This is a genomic window from Paenibacillus sp. 276b (genome assembly GCF_900107875.1).
In the GTDB taxonomy this organism is placed as follows: Bacteria; Bacillota; Bacilli; order Paenibacillales; family Paenibacillaceae; genus Paenibacillus; species Paenibacillus marchantiae.
In genome coordinates, this window is sequence record NZ_FNRR01000001.1 from 1,185,307 (window position 1) to 1,204,979 (window position 19,673).

Below are 19,673 nucleotides of genomic sequence, written 5' to 3' on the forward strand. Positions count from 1 at the left end.
ATCGGCTGCCTTTGTTTATTTTCTACTTCAAAAGTTAGCAGAATTCATATCAAAGAGGTGAGGGAGTCAAAATTATTTTTCTCATGCGTGGCTTTTTTGCTTCCTCCGGTGTCTAATTATATGTAAATCAAGAGGAGGTTCCCCACCATGTCAGGAGCTCATGACACAAAACCTGTTTATCCGGATGAACAGGAAAGCATCACCATCTTTGAGAACACGTATGAGCAATACCGTCAACGAATCAGCAAATACTTCTCACTGAAATTGAACCCGTTGGTTGCAGACGATTTGACCCAACAGGTATTTTTGAAAGCAGTCGAAAATATTCACAGCTTTAAAGGAAGCTCAAATTTATTCACCTGGATCTTTAAGATTGCTCAGAACACGGTGAAGAACGAATATCGCAGGTTATCACGACAAAAAGAATCTCCTTATGATTTTACAGATTATGAATCGCAATCGATCTCTCTTGAATTTACGAAACATGTTGATATTCGAATTGATATTGGCTCTGCATTAGTAAAGCTGGATGAGATTGATCAGGAGATTATTGCATTACGCTTTTTCGTTGACTGCACCTTACCTGAAATATCCAAGATTGTTGGACGACGGGAAAGCGCGGTAAAGAACAGACTTTACCGGGCTTTGGAGAAATTAAGAAAAGAACTGAAAGAGTGGGGGGATATTGCCATCATGTCTATTCATGAACTGATTTCCATTGTAAATAAAGGTGAAAACCATGATACGAATGATCGTACGACGAAAGTGCATCAAGATTTGTTCGATGAACTCAACAATAGTGTTGAACGAGTGTCGACCAAATATAAACATCATCCATCACAAAAGGTAGTTATTGAAATTTATCCTGATCTACCAACATTCCATCAAGCCGTCGGCGAAACAGATGCCCCCAATTGGTTTATGGGCACATATGAAGGGCGTACTCTGAAGATTGTTTCTCCATTGAATCCGGGACCGGAGCATACGTATCAATCCATTCTGAAAGGCACAGTCCACTTGTTCGCCATGTGGCTAATCAGCGACATTAATCCTGTAGCTCCCAAATGGATAAGACAGGGTATTGGTGGATATGAAGCTAAACAGATGTCCCAAGATTTCATTAAAGGTTCAACGAAAGATACCATTCGCAACCAGTCGATTCCAACTTTTGATGAATTAAATAACGATACGTGGGATTTTGAAACGATGAAAGGTTTTCAGTTCTCTTATATGATGGTGGAATTTGTGGTTGAGCGATACGGGATAGAGGCATTAAACAAACTGATTCGCAATCCTCTAGATTTCAAAGGGATCTTTCAATGCAGTGAGACTGAACTGTATGAGCAATGGGTGAAGTATATAGAAATATAATAGAAATACAACCTTATACTTTTGTTTATAGGCTCGGTGATGAACCGGGCTTTTTTGTATTAGCAAAGGTTTGGAGCATTGATGTAGGTGAATTCGTTATATTTGACTTAGAGGGCACTCTAAGCTGTAAACTTGAAGAAGACACATCTGGAAGGAGATTATTTTGATGAACCAGGATAATAAGCCAAAAACCTCACAACATAAAATCGGTTCCGGATTCAACCATCGGACGACAGCTGAGGAAGTATTGAATAACACGGATTTATCCGGAAAACTTGCCATCGTCACGGGTGGATATTCCGGATTGGGACTGGAAACTACACGTGCACTCGTTCGTGCTGGAGCCAAGGTTGTTGTGACCGCACGTCGGCCAGCTATCGCCAAAGAGGCTCTTGCAGGGCTCGCTAATGTAGAGATTGATGAACTGGACCTCGCAGATCTCACTAGCGTCCGTGCTTTTGCCGAGCGTTTTCTGGCAAGCCACCGGAGTATCGACATGTTGATCCTGAATGCGGGAATTATGGCTTGTCCAGAGACTCGCGTAGGCCCGGGTTGGGAAGCTCAATTTGCTACGAACCATCTTGGACACTTCACCCTGACGAACTTATTATGGCCGGCACTCGTCAGCCATGGAGGAGCACGGGTTGTATCCGTTGCCTCAACAGGGCATCATTTCTCACCAATTCGCTGGGACGATATGCAATTTGAAAATGGCTATGAAAAGTTCCCTGCTTATGGGCAGTCCAAAACAGCAACCATTCTGTTTAGCGTCGAACTGGATAGACGCGGTGCAGATCAGGGAGTGCGTGCGTTCTCTGTACATCCGGGTGGAATTCTGACGCCGTTGCAACGACATATGCCGAAGGAAGAAATGATTGCATTGGGCTGGATTGATGAGTCTGGTCAAGTTGCCAATCCAAACTTTAAAACACCTGAGCAAGGGGCAGCAACGCAAGTATGGGCAGCGACTTCTCCTCAACTTGAGGGAAAAGGTGGCGTGTACTGCGAGGATTGTGACATCAGTGAGCCAGCTCCTGCGGACGGAGCCTTCTTTGGAGTCAAGGACTATGCCATCGACCCTGAGCAAGCCCGTCGTCTATGGGAAGTTTCAGCCCAGTTGACTCAAACGGATTTACCAACCTCTTAAGATCTTTTTTTCTGTTCACGAGGAAAGTCGCCTGAAATGGCGGCTTTTTTTGTGTTGGAAATGCCCTTCGTTATGTAAAAGACGTTTTAAAATCGTTTGTTATATACGCCCCCAATGGTCTGTTCTGTATAATTCGTTGTACATCTGGATTCGCTTGCGGATGATGAATGAGGAGGACAATGATGACTTTTTTTCAAAATGGGACACATGAAGAACTTGAATGTTTGCTCGTTCAGGCGAGAAGTGTATGTCTAAGGGCATTAGATCAGTATGAATTAGCATGGGATTGTATACATTTTATTCAGTTGTCAGATACCATCACGTACAAAATCGATACATCTCCATTGAAAAGCTATTTGCTTCGCATTCATTCCAATCGGCTAAGTAAAGAGTCTATCCGTTCAGAACTTACTTTGCTTCAATCATTGGGCACATCTGATGATCTCCACGTACCTCAGGGTGTGGCGAGTCGCGATGGCTCGTATGTTTTGTTCATAGAGGCAGAAGAAGAGGGGATGTACTTTTATGTCACGATGATGAATTGGGTGGACGGAGAGCATATGGATGGAAATGAGGTTAATGAACATTGTGCATACCGTATGGGCTCTATGGCCGCAAAACTCCATGAAGCAATTACCCGTTTTGTACCATCTGTTGATTTTTCTCGTCCCATATGGGGAGAAGAGAGTTTTAAAGTGGATATGACCAAACTGAGACGTTATTATACAAGGTTTTTATCCGATCAGGCATGGAAGACGTATCAGAGAGCATCCCATAAAATATTATCCCAACTTGCAGACTTGGATCAGAATCCACAGCATTACGGAATCATCCACGGAGATTTACATATTGGTAACATCGTATTCAACGATGAACAACCTAATCCAATTGATTTTGGACGATGTGGCTACGGATATTATCTTTACGATATAGCAAACACAATATTAGGGCTTTTTCCCGCACAACGTTTGGAGTTCATCAGAGGTTATGAAAGTGTAAGGACACTGCCAACAGATTATGTTGAGGTTCTGGAAAGTTTCTTTATCATGTGCATAATTGAGAATTACAGCCACCACTCTTCCGATCCTAGAGAAGCATCACGATTAATTGATGAGCAGCCGTACGCACAAGCGTGTATCAGAGAATATTTAATGAATGCTCCATTTCTTTTCAATGGGATAGAAGTACAGGAAGTTACTTAAATGAATGTCTTGGAATCAGCTCTACTGCTTTTTATCTTGCTCGCATGGCATCACGTCTTCAGGAAGTTTCAGAAAAGTTCAAGGTTGAAATATAATCATTTCAAAAGAGAAACGTAAAACGCATCGAATCCATAGACGCGATGCGTTTATTTTATATTGAAGTCAAAGGTTTATTTTTTAGTATAAGATCCTAATTGTTTTTGTGAAAAAGGATGAACGGAGTTTTTGTTTCTTAGCCACATATTGCCTTTAACAATTAAAACATAGACAGCTACGACAAAGTAAATCATGCTCCAAAGCCAGTCTGTTGGTGTTAACATATTCTGTTCATAGGCACTTTTAATGTACCAGATTCCAATTGGCAAATGCAGAAATATCGCTGAAAATAATCCGGGATTATATATGCTTTTTGCTTTTATATTAGCGAAGATGCCATGCCAGATAATCTGGAAAAATCCCATTAATATAGGTGCCAGACCCAGCCATACAACGGAAGGGAAGAATACAGGCGGTAAATAAAACACATAGGCGATAATCAGATTAATAATCATCGCTGACTGCTGATTTAACGGATATCTCTCAGGTGTTTTACTTTGGAACAAAACTTTATTAAACAAACCTGCAAAGTAACCCGGCCATCGATATTCTTCAAATTGATGCAGGAGTATGGCAATAAAGCTTAACCATAAAATGCTGTTAATGCGCGGAAGTGTTCCCCAATCCAAGATGAGATAAATACATACAAGGCATGCAATGATCGATCCCAAGTCTTGCCAATGTTTTCTTAACATGTTCAACTGAATCGCCTCCATCAATGTTGTTTAATGAAAGTATCTTTCAAAGAGCAAGTCAATTTGTGCTTCTATCGGAGCAATCTTCACAGAAGCTCCTTTTTCCAGAATAGGACTCATAAGTGCCGGGAGAAAAAGCGCCCCGAAAACTTGCGTCATCATTGTGGTCAGTCGTTCCGGTTGTTGCTCTCCGGTTATCTCTTTTAACGTATTTTGAACTTTGGGGAACCCCAATAAATTTAAGAATGAACCGTATTCCTGTTGAGATGAGAAATCTGCTGAACCCATAAGAATAATTCTGGATAACAATTCGGGATATTCACGGATGACTTGTAAATAATCCACTAAGAATTGCTTTAATCGATCTCGGGCGGGAATGGATAATTCATCGAGTATAACAAAGGTATGCTGGAAGCTACTCAGAATCATTTTAATAGATTCACTGATCAGATTTTCTTTGGAGCCGAAGTAATAATTAACCAGGGATACATTAGTGCCAGAGGCTTCGGCAATTTTTCGAATGGTGATGCCTTCAAATCCACTTTGTTTGGTGAACTCTAGTGTGGCTTGCATAATCTTTTCTTTTGTTTCACTTTTCTTGTCTGGTTCCATATGTAAAACCTCCAATAAAGTTATTCAAACAATGTTTTAAACAGTGTTTGAATTTATATTAGCACGTTTTCCTAATTTTGCAAGTCATACATTTGGAGTATTGACCATTAACTAAGAAACATCATTTCGAAGGCTTTTCATGAAGACATGTTCAGTTTTTCGTGGGTGTTTTATTATGAAATGCGAAAAGGTTGATGTAACAAAAATATCTCTAAACAAAAAGCGTTATACCTGTGGTATGTTTTACGTACGAATACCGCTTTAATGTGAGAGGAGATTGTATGCCACAAGTGAAAAGAGTAATTCGGAGCAAGTGGTTTCTATGGATAACAGGTGTTATCGGTATTTTTATCGCTGCATTTTGCGTATTATCCTTCTTCCTGGTAAATTCGGTATCGGCTACTTTTGAAGCCGGAAGTGTTGAAGAAAAATATGCTCTACCCGGCACGTACGAGGTAGATACGCTGGAGATCAAGGACGAGCAAGGCGAGAAGCTGTACAGGATTTATTCTCCGCAATCAACGGATGTCTTGCATCCCCTCATCGCTTGGGGCAACGGAACCGGGGCATTACCTGACAATTATGATCAGTTGTTAAGACACCTGGCCAGTTGGGGATTTATTGTCATTGATACATACAGTCAAACCACGGGTACAGGAAAAGAAATTATGGCTGCGATCCAATATATGCTCAGTGAAAATGAAGCGACGGTCAGCCCGTTCTATCACAGGATTCAAAAAGATCAGGTCGGTGCGGCAGGGCATTCGCAGGGATCAACGGGTGTGATTAACGCTCACACGAATTTTGAGAACGGGGATCTCATCAAAACGGTTGTATCGATTGCTCTGCCTGAGCTGAAATATTGTGATCCAGAGGACGTGTATGATACATCAGCGCTGAAGGTTCCATTTTTTGTTATAGGAGGAACCCGAGATTTCATCATCTCCCCGTCAGACTCCAACAAATTGGCCTTGAACAATACCAGTCCGGATCTTCCGGTCTTGATGGCCATGGCTAAGGGCGCTGCACATACAGCGATAGAGCAGGATGGCGGGCAGCATAGAGGTTATTTGACAGCTTGGATGAGATATCAATTAATGAATGATTCGGAGGCAAGCGTGGCCTTTGTTGGAAAGCATGCTGAAATAGGAACGAATAATCATTGGAAGAATGTTACTTCCGCAAATTTACAATAGTCATGGTTCACATAAATCGAAGGACCCTTCTGAAATGGAAGGGTCCTTCGATTTATGTGGAAAACAATTTGAGGCATTGAAATGGCTTTATCTAATGCCACTATAAACGTTTTCAGAAAATTCATCCTGTTGAACACCAAGTAACGGTAGCTATGATTTCGCCTTTGCTGTTGATTGTCTGGGAATAAGCATCGTAGGTAATTTAACTTGAAGGTACTCACTGTTTGGATTCTCCACTTGTTTCAGGATGACTCTGCCCGCTTCTCGTCCGAGTTCAAGTTCCTGCTGTACAACAGCCGTGGGCGGAATGATACAGAACTCCGGAAATTCGACATCATCGAAGAACACGACAGATAAATCTTCTGGTACAGAGATTCCCATCTGCATCGCCGCTTGAATAACATGAGGGCTGAAATTGGAGGATAGAAGGGCCGTCATCTGCGGATTGGCCTGTAAAAACTTCTGAATCATCATGATAACCTCTTCATCGCTGGCACTCATGGCCAGACGTGTCATCTGTATACTGCGATCAATCAGAATATGACGGTCCTCCAAGGCTTTCTCATACCCATGCAATCTGTCCTCAATACTTGATGTTCCCTCAGCAAGAGTGGAAATAAAGCCAATTCGATTGTGCCCAAGCTCATGAAGATGCTTAACCGCCTGAATAGCTGCCTCATGGTTGTCCGAGCTGATGGAGTTGGTCTCCACCCCTTTTAGATTGCGGTCCAGAAGGACAAGGGGAAAGCGATTTAGCGTAAGCGCAAGAATCTCATTGTTATAGTGCTCACCCTCAACGGGATAGATAATTAGTCCTCTGACGCCTGCCTGTTTCATTTCCTGAATTTTGAGAATCTCTGTCTCTTGTGAATCATTCGTCTTGGCAAATAACAATTGATAGCCATTCTCTGAAAGGGTGTCCTCAATTCCGCTCAGCAGATTGGCGGTGAACCTATTGTCAAGACGGGGGAGAAGGAACCCGATTGTTGGTACTGTGAGCTGCTCTTTTACCGCTGAAGTGATGTTATGAATTTCCTCTGGACTGTGATCGTTAACAAAGGTGCCTTTGCCTTGAAGTCGGTAGACCACTCCTTTATCAACTAGAGCAGTAAGGGCATTTTTCACCGTGATACGGCTCACACTGAATTGTTCAGCCAGTTCATTTTCGGAAGGAATTCGGCTGCCCGGTTTCCAATTTCCGCTTCGAATCTGGTCAATGATATAAGTCTCGATTTTCTTGTACATTGGCTTGAAGGTTCTCACCATCGCATTTTATCTCCATTCACTATTAGTTCGTTCTAAATATATTATATTAATACAACATATACAAGTGCTAAAAATCAATAACAAGTGAGTAAGACAAGAAGATTGAAATTACGAACAAATATGATAAAAAAACCTTATGAATAAACAATTTATTAGAATACAATTTGTTAAGTTGTATTTAAAAATAAACATTTACAAGTAAAAGTATGTTGTTTATATTGTTTTTAAAGTTTGTTGGATAAAGCGTTTCCAACGAGCCTTCACAATCTTATCTATGCCACAAATTTATTCTCGAGTGTTCCTTAATTCGAAAAAGGGGGTGCAACGGTTCTTAACACTAATTGGTTGCTGTGGAATATTCATTAAGCTAGGAAAGATCAAAAATTAAAGATAAGGGCGGTTAAAGGATGAAAAAAAGAGCAGGCATGATCGTTACTTTGATAACTGTTTTCTCACTCATTGTAAGCGCTTGCGGTGATGCGCAGTCCGGGGGGACGGAACCCAAAGCGAGTAAAGAGCTGACGATGTGGACGTGGAAGGTTGCTTACACGCCAGGGATTGAAGCAGCTGCGAAATTGTATGAAGAGAAAACAGGAATCAAAGTCAAACTCGAGACCTTTACACCAGATGATACGTATCGCCAAAAATTCCAGGCGGCAGCCAACTCCAAAAATTTGCCGGATATTGTGAACTGGTGGGCAACGGCAGGCGATTCCATCGAGAACTCAGTGCTCGAACTGTCAGGTGAAGTCGACGATGATCTGTTGAACAGCTACTACAGTGCTGCAATGGACCCGATCATTGTCACACAGAGCCAGGTTGATTCCTGGAAAGAAGACAAGAACGCCACCACAATTCAAAAGTCACTGAAGACTGGCCAGTTCTACGGACTGCCGCTTGATATCGGAGGATTCTTTACTTTCTATGGTAACAAGAAGCTGATCGAAGAAGCAGGGCTGACAGCCGAAGCGCCAAAAACATGGGAAGAGTTTGTCACCATGATGGAGACTGTCAAAGAGAAAACAGGTACTCCGGGGCTTGTGTTTGGTGCAAAGCTGCCTGATCTGTGGGAGAACTGGGCCGGTTCGGCACTGTCCATCATGCTGAACGAACCTCAAGGTTATATTGATCTGCTCGAAAGAAAGTCTAAACTAAGCGACCCTTCAAATCTGCCGGTAGTGAAAGCGATGGAGACACTGGCAAACAAAGATCTGCTTATGCCGGGAATTTTGTCAACGGATATTGATGGAGCAGACCAGGCGTTTGCTGCTGGCAAAGCCGCTTTCGATCTCGGTGGTTCCTTCACGATGTCTACGCTACTGGCTATGGGAATGAGTCCTGACGATATTTTCACCTTCCCGGTCCCACCGCTTGAAGGGTCGAAAATTAACAGCTGGACGACTGATCCATTCACATTAACGATGTTGTCAGTGAATAAAGATTCGCAGAACAAGGCTGAAGCGCTCGATTTTATTAAATTTCTAACCGGTGATCCGGATGCAGCTGTCGCTTTTGCTAATGCGGCGTATACAGTACCTGCGCTGAACTTGGGAGATCGTGCAAATGATCTGGACCCGAACCTGAAATCAATTTCAGATGCATTCGCTGCCGAACCTGGTCCTTACAGTCAAGCTTCACCTGCAATCAATACGTATCGTGGCAAGCACAAAGAGTGGGAAGTGTATGCCCAGTCCATGCAATCCATGATCGAGAAAAAGATGACTGCTGAACAAGTCGCCAAGAAGTTCGACGACACCATGGAAAGTCTGAAAGCGAGCGGGAACTAGAACACCAAAGCAATCGGCAAGCCCCGTAAGGGGCTGTCGATTGCCAAATTGAGAGCAAAAGGTGATTGATCATGATAAAAAGTCGAAATAAGTGGATGCCGTATCTCTTTTTACTGCCTGGCGTGCTTTTGTTTCTAGCCATCGGCGTGTATTCGGTCGGATTCTCGATCATGCTCAGTTTTTATAACTGGTCCGGGATCGATTTTTCCACCGCAAGGTTTGAAGGTCTGGCGAATTTTCGTCAGTTCCTGCTCGGTGATGATCCGATTGTAACCCGGAATTTCTATAATGCCGTTCTGCACAATCTGATTATTGCCGTTTCACAGGTTGTGGTCGTCGTTCCAATCGCACTTGTGCTGGCTTTTGTGCTGCAAAATACGAAGGCAGCAACGTGGTACCGGACGATTTATTTTCTGCCGATGATCGCATCTGGCGTAGCTATCTTTTATGTATGGAAAGGCTTGTTTGAACCTAGTGGAGCATTCAACTCACTCTTCTTATGGATGGGCTTGGATTTCCTTGCTGTACCTGGTGGAATGTTAGGGAGTTCGTCTACTTCTTTACTCGGTATTATTTTGACATCAATCTGGGGCGGTCTGCCTGGAACACTGATTCTGTACTACGCTGGTCTGACTTCCATTGATCCGACACTGTATGAAGCAGCAAGTGTGGATGGTGCCAAGAAAACAACGATGATATTGAAAATTACCTGGCCGTTACTGAAGCCAATCACGCTTATTGCCGTCATTCAGATGGTGAACGGAGCCTTTCAGGCCTTTGAGAATGTGTTCATCATGACAGGCGGCGGACCGGCTGGCAGTTCGGAGGTTATTGGTACGCTCGTGTACCGTACAGCTTTTCTAAACAATGATTATGGTCTGGCCAGCGCTATCGGATGGGTATCATTTCTGATTACAGGTGCCATTGCCATATTCAGTATTCGCTCATTCAAGGCAGACATCTAAAAGGAGGAGCACATGGTCAAATATATTAAGCATATCATTCTAATCTTGTACGGGTTGACCTGCCTGTATCCTTTTGTCTGGATGATCGGCACTTCGCTGAAGACATCTCAGGATGCATTAGCCAATCCACAAAGTCCGTTTCCACAAGCTGCACCGTTGTGGTCCACATTTGGTGACGTATGGAACAAATTGAACTTCTATCAGTTTTTCATCAACAGCGTGATCGTAAGTGCAGTCGTGATTATAGGCGTCATTCTCATCTATACCATGATGGCCTATTCGTTTGCCAAATTTGTTTATCGGGGCAAAAAATTCATCTACTACACGTTTATTGCCTTGCTGCTCGTTCCAGGGGTAACCACATTGATTCCGCTTTATATCAACATGACCAATCTGGGGCTGCAAAACACGTATATTGGCATGATTCTGCCCATGATTAATGGTGCTGCACCCTTCGCCATTTTCCTATTCACCAGTTACTTCCGCACAATCTCACATGAGTTATACGAGAGCGCCGTCCTGGATGGATGCAACAATTTCAAAATCTACTACAGAATCTATCTGCCATTAGCGTTGCCAGCTATCGGAACCATTGCGATTCTGAACTTTATCGGAAGCTGGAACAATATTTTGTGGCCGATGATCATCGTGGATAGCCGGGATATGTTTACGTTACCAATGGGACTCATGTATTTGGATTCATCTTCATTTAAGAAATGGAATGAACTCATGGCAGGGGCTTTAATTACGGTCATTCCAATCCTGCTTGCCTTCCCGTTCATGCAGAAGATGTATGTCAAGGGCATGACGGTAGGTTCAGTGAAAATGTAAATACACAACAACTAAATCATACAAGATTGGAATGAAATGAATGACTACAAAAACCGCACATATTGTCGCACATTCTCACTGGGACAGGGAGTGGTATCTATCCTTCGAGAAGCACCGAATGTTGCTCGTTCAGCTCATGGAGGATTTAATAGAGACGTTTGAAAATGACCCGGAATTTACGAATTTCCATCTGGATGGGCAGTTTATTGTGCTGGAGGATTACCTGGAAATCATGCCGCACAGGTCGAATCAGGTTCGCAAGTTAATTGAAGAGGGCAAGCTGATTGTCGGTCCATGGTACATCCTTCAAGATGAATTCCTCGTCAGCAGTGAAGCCAATGCACGCAATCTGTTAATTGGTATTCAAGCCTCAGAACAAATGGGAGGATATGCGAAAATCGGATATTTCCCGGATTCCTTCGGCAATATGGGTCAGGCACCACAACTCATTAGCCAAGCAGGCATTGAGGTAGCTGTATATGGACGTGGAGTGAAGCCAGTTGGATTCAATAACGAAATTCAGTCTGGCAATGAACATACCTCCAAATACTCGGAGATGTATTGGGAATCACCCGATGGTACTCGTGTACTGGCGATCCTGTTCGCCAATTGGTACAACAATGGCATGGAAATTCCGGTGGAACCAGAGAAGGCGAAAGTTTACTGGGCCGAAAAACTGGCTGCAGCAGAAGAGTTTGCTTCAAGTCCGGAACTCCTGTTCATGAACGGATGCGATCATCAGCCGCTCCAGAAGGATCTGACACAAGCGTTAAAAACAGCCACCGAGATTATGCCAGACGTGACGTTTCGTCATTCCAGCTTTCCCGAGTACATTCAGGCTTTGCAAAAAGCGAAACCACAATCCTTGGACGTCATTCGTGGTGAACTTCGAAGCCAATGGACCGACGGCTGGATCACACTTGTAAATACTGCTTCAGCAAGGGTATATATCAAACAGCAAAATGTAAAAAGCCAGACGTTACTGGAGAAAGTGGCTGAGCCATTGGCAGTCATGGCCTCTCTGTCTACAGGCCTTTATCCACGGCATGAGCTGTTATATGCCTGGAAGACATTGCTGAAGAATCATCCTCATGACAGCATCTGCGGGTGCAGTGTTGACGAGGTCCATAGGGAAATGATGACCCGATTTGCCAAATCGCAAGAAGTGGCTGAAACCATATCGGTTCAGAGTGCTCGTATAATAGCTGAATCCGTGGATACATCTGGTTTTGACGCAGATTCTGCGTTGCCTTTTGTAGTGTTTAACACTTCGGGACATCGTCGATCCAATGTGATTGTAACTAGAATGGATGTTGAGCGACGGTACTTTGACCACCAGCCTCCGCATGAAAAGTATCAGGAATTTAAGCGCGAATATGAAGCCTTTGACCCGAACGATTGGGTTGTATTCAACGCGGAAGGCATGCAAGTGGAAGCCGTGATCACACCCGTTGGACCGACATTTGGATATGATTTGCCGGATGATCGATTCCGTCAACCTTACTGGGCATATCAAGTGGATGTAGAGCTTTATGTCCAGAACATCCCAGGTTTTGGATATCATAGTTTTGCTCTTGTGCCTAAGAGTTTTTCTGGAGAGAATGCGCTTAGCGAACTGACTACCACTGAACTTGTTACAGAAGAGCAAGTGATGGAGAACGATTATGTGCGGATCGAGATTGCGGGGGATGGATCGTTTACCATGTTGGATAAAGTGAACGGTCGTAATTATACAGGGCTTGGTATTTATGAGGATACGGGGGATATCGGAAATGAGTATATGTACAGACAACCGGATCAGGAAGCTCCGCTGACTACGCAGGGACTGCCTGCCCAGATTAAGCTGGTACATCATACCCCCCTGAAAGCCGTTTATGAGATCGTGCATAACTGGAAGCTCCCGGTAGGCGCTGATGAACTGCTGGATGAAGAGATCCGCTCCATGGTTCCATTTCGTTACCGGAAATCCCGGCGGCTGGACGAAACTAGAGAAGTGAGCATTCGTACAGAGCTGATCCTTGAAAAAACGGGACGTTCGGTTGGCATTAAAAGCTATATCGATAACACGGTTCAGGATCATCGTATCCGCATGTTGTTCCAAACGGGACTCGAAGCAAGTCATGTTACAGTCGACTCTATTTACGAACTGGCTCAACGCCCGATACAGCCGGAAGCGGAATGGAGAAATCCTAGCAATGCGCAGCATCAAAATGCATTTGTCAGTATCAGCAATGGTCGTGAAGGGCTAACGATTGCGAATAAAGGTCTTAATGAGTACGAAGTATTGGCTAATCAGAATACCATTGCTGTGACACTGCTGCGTGGGGTACGCGAGCTTGGGGATTGGGGAGTATTTGCAACGCCGGAGGCCCAATGTCTCGGACAGCACATTCTGGAAATGGAGCTCATCTCACATGATCTGGATGTTATTGAGTCCGATGCTTATGTGCAGGCGTATCAGTTCCCGGTTCCCTGGACCGTTCAACAGACAGGGGTACATGGTGGTACGTTACCCGCTGCCCACGAGTTTTTGCAATGGGAGGGTGATCATCTCGCTTTTAGTGCGCTTAAACGGGGCGAGGCAAATGATGACATGCTGTTCAGAGTGTTCAATGTGTCATCGGAGACGACTTCACTGAAGGTAACGCCTTCGTTTGAGGCTAAGGAAGTGTACGAAAGTACAATTGTTGAAGATCAAGGTGAAGCCATGAAGGTAGCGGATAAGGGAAGTTATGCTTTGAATGTGGGACCAGCAAAAATTCAGACGATCGGCATTCAACCCACAACACATTTAATATAAACAATTCAGTCTTGGAGTTCTCTCCACTGCTGCGGATTGAAAACGGATGCATCATGTTCCACATACGACAACCCTGTTTTCGTGCAGCTTGATTACATGATCAAGTTAATGGGAGGTACGATTGTGAACAAACGATTATGGTTAGGTGCCAGGTGTACCATTTCAGTGCTGTTGACTATTGTCATGTTATGTTCAGGGCTATACATCACACCAGCAACCACACACGCGGCAGCAGAGGGGGAAGATGTTACTGAACAGGGAGACGTCCATCCAAATGATGTGTCACCTGACTCGGTAAGTATTACGTTGGGGGAAACTCCTGTGCAGCAGGGCATAACGGCTCGTCCCGGCGATGGACCTCCAGCAGGTCTTCAAGTGGGGACGTTTGACGGGAAGGATTATTGGAAAACCAATCAGACGGTGAATCCAACAAATCCGGCCGATAACATCCTGTACTTTTACTTCAATGTTGCGGATGAATATTTGTTTGAAAATACCGATCAGGACGTGTTCGTCACTGTTGAATATTACGATAGCGATAGTGGAGCGTTGTCTCTGCAATACGATTCGAAGCAATCCAATTTCAAGGATGCCCCTTTGTTCCGGTATGAAAATACGGGAACCTGGAAGACACATACCTTCAAGCTCAGCGATGCCAATTTCGGTAACAGCACCCATGATGCGGATTTCCGAATCGGGGTTAGCGGCGCAGGGGCACCAGCCAACAATCCGGAACTTCATCTGGCGAAAGTAACCGTCCATAAGCAGCCTCAGCAGCAGTCGGGTACTCAGACCAAGGTCTATGATACGGAATTCCCTACATCAGATATCGTCATTGCAGATCGAAGCGTAACCGATTATGGAGCAATAGGGGACGGGGTCTCAGACGATACTCAAGCATTCAAAGAATCGCTGGCAGTAGCCGGAAATCAAGGTGGGGGAGTTGTGTTCGTACCATCTGGAACCTATAAATTAACCGGAGAGCTGGTTATTCCAACAGGCGTTACGCTTCGCGGCGATTGGGGGAATCCCGACGAGCATGGCGGGCTAGTCAAAGGTACGATCCTTGCTGTATACGGCGGCAAAGGTCAAGCTAACGGGAACAGCTTCATAAAGATGGAACCTTCTAGTGGGGTAACACATGTGTCGATCTGGTATCCCGAACAGAATATGAATAACCCGGTGGCCTATCCATGGACGATGGAACAGCTTCCAGGTGACAGTGCCACGGTGAAAAATGTAACACTCGTCAATGCGTACCAGGGGATTAAGATTGGCCCGGAATGGAACGAACTTCATTATGTGAAGGATGTATACGGCACCACACTGAAAACCGGTATCTTTCTGGATTTCACAACAGACATTGGGAGACTGGAAGAGCTTCACCTTTCCCCGAATGTATGGGCGAACTCTGGTTTACCAGGAGCACCTGAGCAATCTCAATTGCGTGAATATATGATACAGCAATCAGAAGGTATCGTAATGGGGCGCTCGGATTGGGAGTATATGTCGAATATTCATATCTCGGGTTATAAGACAGGGATACGAATCACGACAAGAACAGGAAGCCTTGAAACAGCCAATGCGCAGCTGTACAAAATTCAGATCGACGACTGCAACGTAGCGCTGAAGATTGAAGGCGTCAATGATTATGGATTGCTGGTGACAGATAGCCAATTCGAAGCGAGTGCTGGTCCGAATCCTGTTGCCATTTATGCAACGGAAGGCTTTCACTCCATTGCCCAGTTTAACAGCGTAACGGTGGGCGGGGAGCCCAAACATGCGGTGGTGAATAAAGGGCGTGGAACGTTGTCCTTTGAGAGCAGCTCTTTCGAGAATTGGGGTGAAGGAAGCGGAGATTATGCCATTGTTGCCAAAAGTGGTTCGCTTATACTGGGTAGTTCTACCTTCGCCAAGCCGGATCGGCACCTGCTTCTTCAGGGAGATGTGGCCACAATCAATGCCATACATTCCGGACACGAAGGCAACCTTGCAGTGAACGATGAAAGTACCTCGGCGGAACTGAACATCCACCAGGAAGAAAATTTGGTGTTGGAAACGATCCCTAATGTTCCTTCAGTGGATATTGCTGTGCAGCCCAAGCCGGGTACTCGCGAGTTGTTTAACGTAGTGAGCCAGCCCTATTTGGCTGATAACACAGGGAATACGGATTCATCGCAAGCCATTCAACAGGCATTGAATGATGCCGAAGCTGCAGGTGGAGGAACGGTCTATATGCCTGCTGGCATATACCGCGTTGAGCAGGCTTTGGTGGTCCCGACTGCCGTAGAACTGCGGGGCAATTATGATGTACCTCATCATACGATCGGGAATGGAACCGTTATTTTTACGAACTATGGCGAAAATGCTCCGGATGCCGATGCCTTCATTCAGCTGAAGCAAGCATCGGGGTTACGCGGATTATCCGTCTATTACGATCAACAAACATGGTCTGATACCAATCCGGTGAAGCCTTATGCATGGACTGTGCAAGGTCAAGGTGAAAACGTATACCTGATCGATATAACCTTGGTTAATCCCTATCAGGCTGTCGACTTCGGCACCCATGATACAAGTGGTCATTATATCGATTATGTAGCGGGATCACCGCTCAAGGAAGGCATATATCTTGGTGGCGGGTCAAACGGAGGATACATGCGGAATGTGCAGTTCAATCCGCATTATTATGGTCGGAACAATTATCCGAATCATCCATCGAATGATGAAGAATTTAATCAAATTTGGAATTATCAAAAAGAGAATCTGGACGCCTTCCGTATTGGGGATGTCACAAATCAGGTTATTTTCAATACATTTGTATACGGTTCAAAGTACGGCATTCATTTTGAAGAACAGAATGGAAGAGGGCCTGAAGCCGTCGTTATTGGTCATGGCACCGATGGCAGCAAAAAGGGAGCCGTATTACAACATGCGGGAACAGCAGGTCTTTCGTTTATCAACACAGAGCTTGTTTCCATGAGTACAACAGACAAGGTATACGTGGAGGTTGGGCCTGACTTTGGTTCCAAAGCGGTGTTCTTCAATACGTCCATGTGGGGAGACACAACAAGATCTTTTGATATTCACGGAGGAGATATCCGCATACAGCAAGGAAACTTCACGAACGTTGGTGAAATCGGTATTAACGCAATCGGTGGTGATATTACCCTCTACAATTCCTATTTTCAACAGCCACGTACGAATCATGTGGTTGCAGGTCCAAACGTAGAGAAGATGGTGATATCCAACAACCTGTTTAATGGCGGTTTTCAGATGGAGAATGAAGCCCCACCTGGAAAAGTGACGGGTACCAATCTGTTTCCTTTGGCACTCAAACTGAACCAGCTTGGGTATGATCCATCCAGACCAGGTGATCCCGGAAGCATGCTGACTTTGACTAATGTTGCAGGTGAGGCTTTGCTTAAAGGGCAGATCGAACTGATTGAACCGAGTGTGTATCATGGGATGTTTAAGCCAGTACGATTTGAGGGGCTGGGCATTGGGAAAAGCATGGATGTGGCGCTTCCCTATATATCAAGTGACTTGCTCAAATTCAGAATAACGCTTGAGAATGGGTTCCGTTATGAGACTTCAGTCAAGCTGTCACAATCCTTTGCGGCACAAAAAAATGCTGTTGGAACGCTGCCATTCATTGAGGTTTCCAGTCCGGAGCATTACAACAGTGTCGGTGGAAGCTGGGGAGGTCCGAATGACCTCAGCATTCAAGCTAAAGCAAGTTGGGATACGGAAAATTTGGTTCTCAAGGTGGACGTCAAGGACGATATTCACCATCAATCCAATACCAATGGCGATATATGGCAAGGAGACAGCTTACAGCTCGGTATTGACCTTGGCAAAGAGGATGGTGCGGCCAGCAAACAGGTGAATGAGCTTGGTTTTGCACTGAATCAGGAAGGTGTCATCACGAAATGGAGATGGAGAGCTCCAGAAGGGGTTGCTACAGGATTATTGGAATCCGCTTCAGCAAACATTACCCGGGACGAGACGACCCATACTACTCATTATCAAATTACGCTACCTTTTGCAGCACTTCATCAGGAAGGATATTCATTCCAACCTGACAAACCTATCGGTTTTGCATTACTTGTCAATGAAAACGATGGCGAAGGACGATCAGGATTTATGGAGTTTAATGGAGGAATCGGTTCAAGTAAAGATGCACGATTATTCGGAAACTTGTATCTGCTTACGGGTGATTACGTGACATTGTTGGAGCTATCGGCCGAGTCGAGTGTTCGTACTGCGGAGCAAAAGAAAGATGTTACCTCTATAGATACAGCAGCCAACTTCGTCACTCTGCTACCGGGCGGTACGTTGAAGTCCTCATTACTCGTAAGACTCGCTGCTCTTACATCAGGTTCCAATCCGAATCCTGGGGGACCCAATCCACAGCCTGGCTCGGGTTCGCAGCCAAGTGCTGGAGGGGGCTCTCCGACTGGAAGGGAGAATGAAGCAATACCTGCCGCTCCTGGTGCTACAATGCAGCTTCTGCCCAAGCTGGATAAAGCTGCTGCATTGGCAACAGCCGAGCTCACCAACAAGATGATGGAGGATGCATTCAACCGCATCACCCCTGATCAGGACGGGAAAAAGAAGCTGATTGTAGACATCGAATCCGTGGATGGTGCTGAAGGGTATGCTCTGACACTTCCATCCAGCTTTTTGCAGGAAACACCATCTACCCATTGGTTGGAGATTCGCACAACATGGGGAGTGCTGCTGGTTCCGAGCAATTTGCTGGCTAGTCCCCAAGGAACGATTGGAGAGCGTATTACCTTGGTATTAAGTAAGGCTGAACGAAGCACTTGGAGTGCCAAGCTGAAATCAGACTTAGGGGAGCGGCCTGCGATTTCATTATCTGTGATGTCGGATGGCAAATCCGTTGCATGGCAAAATTCCATTACGCCAATCACAGTAAGTTTACCTTATCAGCCTAATGTTACTGAACTGTTGGACCCGGAAAAACTCGTAGTACGACGTATCACGGATGACGGGCAAATGATCTCCATTCCCAATGGGAAGTTCAATAAAAAATCGGAACAAATGATTTTCAAAACACGGCAAAACGGAGTTTATGCAATGACTCAGGATAATCGAACATTCCAGGATATACAGCAGCTATCATGGGCCCGTCATGCCATCGAAGTTCTAGTGTCCAAAGGGGTTATTCTTGGAATGTCACCAACAGAATATCAGCCTCAATCCATGATCCGCCGAGCGGATTTCGTAACTCTGCTTACCAATGCCTTAGAATTACAACCTCATCAGGGAAGCAAGGTGGAACGCTTCCCTGATGTACCTGAGCATGTTTATTACGAACAGTCCGTGAATACCGCAAGAACGCTGGGCATCATTCAAGGGGAAGGCGCCGATCGATTCTCGCCAGCATCTCCAATTACCCGGGAAGAAGCAGCGGTTATGATCTACAGAGCTATGCAAGTTATCGGGATGCAGCCTCTTCCTGAAGGTGAATCCGGTCTGAATGACTATAAAGATACTCATTTGATTAAGGCATATGCCCGCGATGCCATTGATTCATTAACCAGATCAACAATGATGGAAGGAAGTAATGGCAGCTTCCATCCGGAAGATACAATGACACGTGCTGAGACCGCAGTGCTGCTGTATCGTTTATACAACCGTTTGCCTTAAATCTTCCGATAGGATTGAAATGGAGCAGATGA

At 44.8% G+C, this 19,673-nt stretch carries 12 protein-coding genes; 9 read left to right on the forward strand and 3 right to left on the reverse strand.

Annotated features, from left to right (window positions below; translation table 11 throughout):
- The first annotated feature begins 147 nt into the window (after positions 1 to 147).
- From BLV50_RS05125 to BLV50_RS05135, 3 genes are all read left to right on the forward strand, one after another.
- Positions 148 to 1,371, forward strand: a complete 1,224-nt coding sequence (locus tag BLV50_RS05125) for an RNA polymerase sigma factor (RefSeq protein ID WP_072732819.1) — start codon at positions 148 to 150, stop codon at positions 1,369 to 1,371.
- A 166-nt stretch (positions 1,372 to 1,537) separates the two neighbouring features.
- Complete coding sequence (locus BLV50_RS05130; protein ID WP_072732820.1) at positions 1,538 to 2,518, forward strand: SDR family NAD(P)-dependent oxidoreductase; 981 nt, start codon at positions 1,538 to 1,540, stop codon at positions 2,516 to 2,518.
- A 182-nt stretch (positions 2,519 to 2,700) separates the two neighbouring features.
- Positions 2,701 to 3,720 carry a phosphotransferase enzyme family protein gene (locus tag BLV50_RS05135; protein ID WP_256337852.1) on the forward strand — a complete coding sequence of 340 codons (1,020 nt, stop codon included), beginning with the start codon at positions 2,701 to 2,703 and terminating at the stop codon, positions 3,718 to 3,720.
- A gap of 170 nt (positions 3,721 to 3,890) precedes the next feature.
- On the opposite strand, the gene BLV50_RS05140 is transcribed toward BLV50_RS05135, so the two are convergent.
- Together BLV50_RS05140 and BLV50_RS05145 are read right to left on the reverse strand one after the other, a co-directional pair.
- Positions 3,891 to 4,517, reverse strand: a complete 627-nt coding sequence (locus BLV50_RS05140) for an HXXEE domain-containing protein (protein ID WP_090806275.1) — start codon at positions 4,515 to 4,517, stop codon at positions 3,891 to 3,893.
- Between the two features lie 24 nt (positions 4,518 to 4,541).
- The gene (locus BLV50_RS05145) at positions 4,542 to 5,123 is read right to left on the reverse strand and encodes a TetR/AcrR family transcriptional regulator (protein WP_079696083.1); all 582 of its coding nucleotides are present in this window, start codon (positions 5,121 to 5,123) and stop codon (positions 4,542 to 4,544) included.
- A 281-nt stretch (positions 5,124 to 5,404) separates the two neighbouring features.
- On the opposite strand from BLV50_RS05145, the gene BLV50_RS05150 reads away from it, so the two are divergent.
- On the forward strand, positions 5,405 to 6,319 hold the full coding sequence (locus tag BLV50_RS05150; RefSeq protein ID WP_063565045.1) for a poly(ethylene terephthalate) hydrolase family protein: 915 nt from the start codon (positions 5,405 to 5,407) through the stop codon (positions 6,317 to 6,319).
- Positions 6,320 to 6,469: 150 nt separating this feature from the next.
- Here the strand turns inward: BLV50_RS05150 and BLV50_RS05155 are convergent, their stop codons facing one another.
- Positions 6,470 to 7,564, reverse strand: a complete 1,095-nt coding sequence (locus BLV50_RS05155) for a GntR family transcriptional regulator (protein ID WP_161490581.1) — start codon at positions 7,562 to 7,564, stop codon at positions 6,470 to 6,472.
- Positions 7,565 to 7,992: 428 nt separating this feature from the next.
- On the opposite strand from BLV50_RS05155, the gene BLV50_RS05160 reads away from it, so the two are divergent.
- The 5 genes from BLV50_RS05160 (at position 7,993) to BLV50_RS05180 (ending at position 19,641) form a co-directional block, all read left to right on the forward strand.
- Positions 7,993 to 9,372, forward strand: coding sequence for an ABC transporter substrate-binding protein (locus BLV50_RS05160; RefSeq protein ID WP_063565043.1), 1,380 nt, complete (start codon positions 7,993 to 7,995; stop codon positions 9,370 to 9,372).
- A gap of 71 nt (positions 9,373 to 9,443) precedes the next feature.
- A complete protein-coding gene (locus tag BLV50_RS05165; RefSeq protein WP_024631712.1) occupies positions 9,444 to 10,337 on the forward strand; it encodes a carbohydrate ABC transporter permease in 894 nt (297 codons plus the stop codon).
- 12 nt (positions 10,338 to 10,349) lie between these two features.
- Complete coding sequence (locus BLV50_RS05170) at positions 10,350 to 11,168, forward strand: carbohydrate ABC transporter permease (RefSeq protein WP_062319098.1); 819 nt, start codon at positions 10,350 to 10,352, stop codon at positions 11,166 to 11,168.
- A 40-nt stretch (positions 11,169 to 11,208) separates the two neighbouring features.
- On the forward strand, positions 11,209 to 13,968 hold the full coding sequence (locus tag BLV50_RS05175; RefSeq protein WP_090806277.1) for an alpha-mannosidase: 2,760 nt from the start codon (positions 11,209 to 11,211) through the stop codon (positions 13,966 to 13,968).
- A gap of 123 nt (positions 13,969 to 14,091) precedes the next feature.
- Positions 14,092 to 19,641 (forward strand): glycosyl hydrolase family 28-related protein, encoded by a 5,550-nt coding sequence (locus BLV50_RS05180; RefSeq protein ID WP_177031118.1) that lies wholly within the window; start codon positions 14,092 to 14,094, stop codon positions 19,639 to 19,641.
- Positions 19,642 to 19,673: the final 32 nt, after the last annotated feature.